This is a genomic window from Burkholderia sp. Ac-20384, assembly GCF_017104605.1.
Classification (GTDB): domain Bacteria; phylum Pseudomonadota; class Gammaproteobacteria; order Burkholderiales; family Burkholderiaceae; genus Burkholderia; species Burkholderia lata.
On sequence record NZ_JAAGPE010000011.1, the window covers coordinates 68,225 to 74,914 of the forward strand.

Genomic DNA, 6,690 nt, shown 5'->3' on the forward strand with positions numbered 1-6,690 from the left:
ATCCGGTCTCAGTCCTCGCAGCGCTTCGGCAGCGTCAGCGCGAGCAGGCCGGCCACCGCGAGCGTGATCGCGAGGCTGTACACGCCGGCCGCGGCGCTCACGTGCTGGGTCAGCACGCCGACCGCATACGGGCCGCAGAAGCCGCCGAGATTGCCGAGCGCGTTGATCAGGCCGCGCGCGCTGCCGGCCGTCTCGACGCTGCAGAGCTTCGGCGGAATCGCCCAGAACACGCCGGCGGCTGCCTGCAGGAAGAAGCCGCAGCCGATCAGGAACGCGAACGACACGGCCATCGACGCATGCGTGAGCACCGACAGCGCCAGGCACGCGGCGAAGCCGACCAGCGGCAGCAGCACGAACAGGCGGCGCTTGCCGGTTCGGTCAGACAAATACGACGTGACGAACATCCCGATCACCATCGCGACATACGGGAGCATCGCGAGCAGGCCGATCTTGCCCATCCCGGTGTGCGTGAGGTTTTTCAGCAGGGTTGGCAACCACATCGTATAGCCGTAGATGCCGACCTGATAGCAGAAGTTGATGGCGATCAGCAGCCAGATCGTCGGGTTGCGCAGCATCTCGCCGAACGACGCGGCCGCCGGCGTGCCGGCCGCGCGCTTGCGTTCCTGTTCTTCGCGCAGCGCGTCGAGGATGTAGGCCTTCTCGCGCGGCGACACCCAGCGTGCGGTCTCCGGGCCGTCGTCGGCGAACATCAGCCACACGACGAGGCACAGCAGCGACAGCGCGCCCGCACTGAAGAACAGGTGATGCCAGTCGTACGCGGCGAGGATGAAGCCGGACAGCGGCGCGGTGATCATGCCGGCGAGCGGCACGAACATGATGACCATCGCATTCGCGCGGCCGCGTTCGCGGTCGGGAAACCAGTGGCTGACCATCGTCAGCACGACGGGCAGCATCCCGCCCTCGGCCACGCCGAGCAGGAAGCGCAGCGTCAGCAGTTGCCAGGTGTGCGTGACGAGCCCGGTCAGCACCGACAGCACGGCCCAGCTCACGAGCGACCACGCGATGAAGGTCTTGCCGCTGCCGAGCGCCGCGCGCCGGCCGCCGGGAATCTGCAGGAACAGGTAGCCGAAGAAGAAGATGCCGCCGGCGAGGCCGGCCATCGTCGCGTCCATGCCGAGATCGGCGTTCATCCCGCCGGGCATCGCGAACGCGATGTTCACGCGGTCCATGTAGGAAATGATGCAGGCGAGCAGCAGCGGCGGAATCACGCGCAGCCAGCGGCGGCGCGGAATGGCTTCGCCGGCTTCGTATGCCGGGGTGGCCGGGTTCAACAGGGTCATGGTGTCTCCAGTCTGGGTGGTGGGCGGCGGCGGTCTTCTGATGGACCGCTGTCACGCCGTGACGCGCCGGTGTCGTACCGGCCGCCGGTGCGCAACGCCCTGCGGCGTTGCACGGTTGAACCGATGCCTGGTGCCTAGCGCTTAGCGCCCCCAGCGCAGCACGATCGGATCGAGCCGCCGCGCCGCGTCGAGCAAACCGGCGCGCACCTGTGGATGCAGCTCGGGCCACGGTGAGCGGGGCTGGTCGCACGCGATCACGCCGCCTTCGAGCATCAGCGCTTTCGCGGTCAGGAAGCCCGACTGACGGTTCTCGTAGTTGATCAGCGGCAGCCAGCGCGCGTACTGCTCGACGGCTTCTTCGCGGCGGCCGGCGAAATACGCGTCGGTGATCCGGCGAATCCCGTCCGGATAGCCGCCGCCCGTCATCGCGCCGGTCGCGCCGGCATCGAGATCGGCGAGCAGCGTGATGCCTTCCTCGCCGTCCCACGGCCCCTCGATCGCGTTGCCGCCGAGCGCGATCAGCTCGCGCAGCTTCGACGCGGCGCCGGCCGTCTCGATCTTGAAGTACGACACCGCGTCGATCTCGCGGGCGAGCGACGCGAGGAACGGCGCGGACAGCGCAACGCCGCTCGCGGGTGCGTCCTGGATCATCAGCGGAATGTCGAGGCCGTCGGCGGCTTCGCGGAAGAACGCGCGCACCTGCGCTTCGGGCACGCGGAACGTCGCGCCGTGGTACGGCGGCATCACCATCACCATCGCCGCGCCGAGCGCCTGCGCATGGCGGTTGCGTTCCGCGCAGATCCGCGCGCTGAAGTGCGACGTCGTGACGATCACCGGCACGCGGCCCGCGACATGCTCGAGCGTGGTGCGCGTGATCAGGTCGCGCTCGTCGTCGCCGAGTGCGAATTGCTCCGAATAATTCGCGTGGATGCAGATGCCTTGCGAACCGGCATCGATCATGAAGTCGAGGCAGCGGCGCTGGCCGTCGAGATCGAGCGCGCCGGTCGCGTCGAAGATCGTCGGCGCGACCGGAAAGACGCCCTGGTAGCGTGCGTTCATAAGGGGCCTCACTCGACGATGTCGAACTGGTCGAGGAACTCGGTCTTCAGTGTGAGACCGAGGCCCGGCACGTCGTCGCGCAGTTGCACGAAGCCGTTCTCGGCCACCGGCTCGCCGTCGAAGATGTAATAGAACAGCTCGTTGCCGACCTCGACGTCGAACATCGGGAAGTACTCGCTCATCGGCGACGCGAGCGTGCTCATCGTCAGGTGATAGTTGTGCATCTGGCCCGCATGCGGAATCACCGGCACGCTGTACGCCTCGCACAGCGCGTTGATCTTGTGCGCCATCGTGATCCCGCCGACGCGGTTCGTGTCGTACTGGACGACCGACACGGCCTTGCGGTCGAGCAGCTGCTTGAAGCCGTACAGCGAGAACTCGTGCTCGCCGCCGGAGATCGGGATGCGCGTCAGCTGGTTCAGCTCCGCGTAGCCGTCGATGTCGTCGGCGATCACCGGTTCTTCCAGCCAGCGCGGCTGGTATTTCTCGAGCTTCGGCAGGATGCGCTTCGCGTACTCGAGGTTCCAGCCCATGTAGCACTCGAGCATCAGGTCGTTGTCGTAGCCGATCACCTCGCGGATCGCCGCGACCGACTTCAGGTTCTCGGTCACGCCTTGCTGTCCGTGCGCGGGCCCGTAGCCGAAGCGCATCTTGAACGCGCGGAAGCCTTCCTTCAGGTAGCGCTGCGCCTCGTCCTGCATCTCCCGCAGGTCGGTGCGGTAGAGCTTCGAGTAGTAGCAGGGGATCTTTTCCTTGGTGCGGCCGCCGAGCAGCTTGAACACGGGCTTGCCGACGCTCTTGCCGAGGATGTCCCAGATCGCGATGTCGACCGCCGAGATCGCCGCCATGCCGATGCCCTTGCGGCCCCACGCGTGGGTTGCGCGATACATCCGCTGGTTCAGGTATTCGTAGTCCCACGGGTCCTGGCCGATCACGAGCGGCGCGAGGTACTGGTCGATGATCACCTTCGCCACATGCGGCGCGAGCGCGACGTTGCCGAGGCCGACGATGCCGTCGTCGGTCTCGACTTCGACGACCGTCCACGAATGGAAGCGGAACGTGCTCATCGTTTCCTGCGGCGCGTACAGCAGGTCCATCGCGTTCGAGCAGAAGTTGCCTTGAGGCGGGACGGTCTTGCCTTTCCACTGGAATACGCGGGCGCGGACGGAACGGATTTTCATGAGGGTGTCTCCGGGAATCGATGTTGTCGTGTGTGAGGGGGGCGCGAACGTCACGCCGATACGGTGGAAGTGCGGCGCGCGGCACCCATCCGGCACGCGATCTGCAGCGCCTGCCAGGTCGCGCCGACGTCGGCCGTGCCGCGGCCCGCGATGTCGTACGCGGTGCCGTGCGCGGGCGTCGTGATCGGCACGGGCAGCCCGCCCTGCACGGTCACGCCGCGTGAGAAGCCGAGCAGCTTGATCGCGATCTGCCCCTGGTCGTGGTACATCGTGACGATCGCCTGGTAGTCGCCGGCCTGCGCCTTGAGGAAGATCGTGTCGGCGGGGAACGGGCCGTGGAACGGCGCGTCGGTCGGCCAGTCGCGCGACTGCAGCTGGCGCACGGCCGGCTCGATGATGTCGACTTCCTCGCGGCCGCAGCTGCCGCCGTCGCCGCCGTGCGGGTTGAACGCGGCGATCGCCACCTTCGGCGCCGCGACGCCGTTCGCGAGCAGCGACCGGTAGATCAGTTCGGAGGCCTGTTCGATCCGCTCGATGCTCAGGTAGCCCGGCGCATCCTTCAGCGGAATGTGCGACGAGATGCGCGCGGTCCACAGCTCGCCGAGCGTGTTGAATTCGCAGAAATAGCCGGTCACACCGAGTGCTTCGGCGAAGTGGTGCAGCTCGTCCTCGTGCTTCAGGCCGCCGAGCTTCATCGCGTATTTGTTCAGCGGCGCGAAGCAGATCGCGTCGATGTCGCCGGCGAGCGCCGCGTCGAGGCACAGGTCGAGCACGGTCAGCGTCGAGCGGCCGCCGGCCGCGCCGGGCTGGCCGACCGTGACGTCGGCCGGATCGATCGTGTCGATGGCGACGAACGCGGCGCGCGCGGTCGACGGCCGGCTGCGCGCGGCGGCGAGCGAGGCGACGGGCTCGACGTCGACCGTCACGCCGGCAACGCGCTGGCCGGCTTCCCACAGCCAGCGATCGCCGATCAGCACGAGGTTCGCGTGGGTAGTGGCGTCGGGGCGGGCGAGCAGTTTCGCGATCAGCTCGGCGCCGATGCCGGCGGGGTCGCCGAGCGTCAGCGCGACGACGGGCAGGGCGGCGGTGGACGAGGGGGTGTTCATGCTGTGTCTCCTGTGGCGGCGCGGGGCCGTTGGTCTATGGGGTTGATGCTAGGTAGACGGAATGAGTCGGTAAATTGAAAACTCTTGATGAATCGATAACCTGGAGTAATCAAAGATGGGCTCGATCGACCGACGAGACTCGACGCCGCAGTTGCTGAACCGGCTGCGCATGCGGCAGATCGCGCTGCTGCTGGCCGTGGACGAATGCTCGACGCTGCGCGCGGCCGCCGACCAGATGGGCCTCACGCAGCCGGCCGCGACGAAGATGCTGGCTGAGCTGGAGAGCGCGCTCGGCCAGAGGCTGTTCGATCGCGTCGGGCGCGGGCTCGTGCTGAACCCGGCCGGCGAGCGCGTGCTCGGCTATTTCCGCGGCATTCGCGGCAGCGTCGAAGCGCTGAACCGCGAGCTCGGCGAGCTGCAGCTCGGCAGCGCAGGGCGGCTCGCGATCGGCAGCATCATGGCGGCGTCGCCGGGGCGGCTCACCGAGGCGCTGGTGCAGTTGAAGGCGCGTTACCCGCTGCTGGCGATCGACATCGCGGTGGATACGAGCGACCGGCTGATGCCGCAGCTTCTTGAAGGCGTGCTCGAAGTGGTGATCGGGCGCCACGTCGGGACCGATTGCGACTTCCGTGTGGTGGACGACGAGGCGCTCGCGATCATCGCGGGCCGCGACCATCCGCTCGCGGGCGCGGGGCCCGTGGCGTTCGACGCGCTGCTCGACTACGCGTGGATCCTGCAGCCGGCCGGCAGCCCGGCGCGCGAGGTCGTCGAGCGTGAGTTCAACGCGCGGCACCAGCCGATGCCGCGCGGGCTGGTCGAAACGGGGTCGATCCTGACCACGATGAACCTCGTCGACCGTTCGCCGATGCTCGGCGTGATTCCGCTGACGGTGGCGCAGCGAAATGCGGAGCACGGGCTCGTCGCGATCATCGATTACACGCTCGAACAGAAGCTGCCGTCGTACGGCAGTCTTGTGCGGCGCGACCGGCCGCTGAGCATTCCCGCGCAGCAGTTTCTCGCGCTGTTTCACCGGGAAGGGGGCGGGGATGATGGCGGCGTGTAACGGCGTGGTTTGCCAGCCGAGGCGACCGAGCCAGCCGCGTCGGCCGAGGTGGCCGAATCAGCCGCGCTGGCCTAGTCAGCCGGGCAAGCCGAATCAGCCAAGTCGGCCGAACCAGCCGCGCCGACCGAGCCCTCCGAGCCAACCGAGCCAACCGAGCCAACCGAGCCAACCGGGTCATCCGACCCAGCCGACCCAGCCGACCCAACCGAATCAACCGACCCAGCCAAACCACCACCATCACGAACCGCAGTGAATCGTGAAGCCGCCGCCAGCAAGACCGCTGACGCAGCCGAACCCGAACCAAACGGCGTCAGCGCACAGACGGCGCCGCAGGCGCCTCGGCGAGCGCCGGTATCGATTCCGCCAGCGTGCGTTCCGGGCGAATCCGCAGCGCGGCGACGATGCCGATCAGCAGCATCGCGACCGAGCCGATGAACGGCACGGTCCAGCTCCCCGTGCGATCGACGAGATAGCCGAACAGGATCGGCGACAGGATCCCCGAGATCGCGGAGCCCGCGTTCATCATCCCGCTCGCGATGCCGGCGTGGGCCGGCGCGATGTCGCTCGGCACGGCCCAGATCGGCCCGATCGTCAGTTCGAGGCACAGGAACGACCCCGACAGGCACAGCGCGACGCCGGCCGTCGAGTGCACGACCGCGAGCGGCAGCAGGCACACGAGCGCGCCGACGAAGCTCGCGACGATCACGCTCTGGCGCGACAGCGCGAGGTTGCCGGTCTTCCGGTAGATCCGGTCGCACATCCAGCCGCCGAGCGTGTCGCCGACCACGCCCGCGAAGAACACACCGGACGCGAACAGCGCGGTCGACTTCAGGTTCAGCCCCTGGCCGTTCAGGAAGAACGTCGGCAGCCACGTGAAGAACAGCCACGCGGTCCAGCCGTAACAGAAGTAGACGAAGATGGTCGGCGCCATCCGGCGGAACAGCGGCCCCCACGGCGTCGGGCCGGCGGGCGGCGCGGCG

Annotated in this window: 6 protein-coding genes; 1 reads left to right on the forward strand and 5 read right to left on the reverse strand. The window is 68.1% G+C overall.

From position 1 onward, the window contains the following. Positions 1–8 precede the first annotated feature (8 nt). The 4 genes from G3O00_RS03885 to G3O00_RS03900 form a co-directional block, all read right to left on the reverse strand. Positions 9–1,301, reverse strand: coding sequence for an MFS transporter (locus G3O00_RS03885; protein WP_174939587.1), 1,293 nt, complete (start codon positions 1,299–1,301; stop codon positions 9–11). 141 nt (positions 1,302–1,442) lie between these two features. Then, positions 1,443–2,360, reverse strand: a complete 918-nt coding sequence (locus G3O00_RS03890) for a dihydrodipicolinate synthase family protein (protein ID WP_206142121.1) — start codon at positions 2,358–2,360, stop codon at positions 1,443–1,445. A gap of 8 nt (positions 2,361–2,368) precedes the next feature. Continuing rightward, complete coding sequence (locus G3O00_RS03895) at positions 2,369–3,541, reverse strand: L-rhamnonate dehydratase (protein WP_011356645.1); 1,173 nt, start codon at positions 3,539–3,541, stop codon at positions 2,369–2,371. A gap of 50 nt (positions 3,542–3,591) precedes the next feature. After that, positions 3,592–4,647, reverse strand: a complete 1,056-nt coding sequence (locus G3O00_RS03900) for a 4-hydroxythreonine-4-phosphate dehydrogenase PdxA (protein ID WP_206142122.1) — start codon at positions 4,645–4,647, stop codon at positions 3,592–3,594. A 115-nt stretch (positions 4,648–4,762) separates the two neighbouring features. On the opposite strand from G3O00_RS03900, the gene G3O00_RS03905 reads away from it, so the two are divergent. Continuing rightward, the gene (locus G3O00_RS03905; RefSeq protein WP_206142123.1) at positions 4,763–5,710 is read left to right on the forward strand and encodes a LysR family transcriptional regulator; all 948 of its coding nucleotides are present in this window, start codon (positions 4,763–4,765) and stop codon (positions 5,708–5,710) included. A 310-nt stretch (positions 5,711–6,020) separates the two neighbouring features. On the opposite strand, the gene G3O00_RS03910 is transcribed toward G3O00_RS03905, so the two are convergent. Beyond that, a partial coding sequence (locus G3O00_RS03910; protein ID WP_206142124.1) for an MFS transporter occupies positions 6,021–6,690 on the reverse strand: 670 nt, incomplete at its 5' end.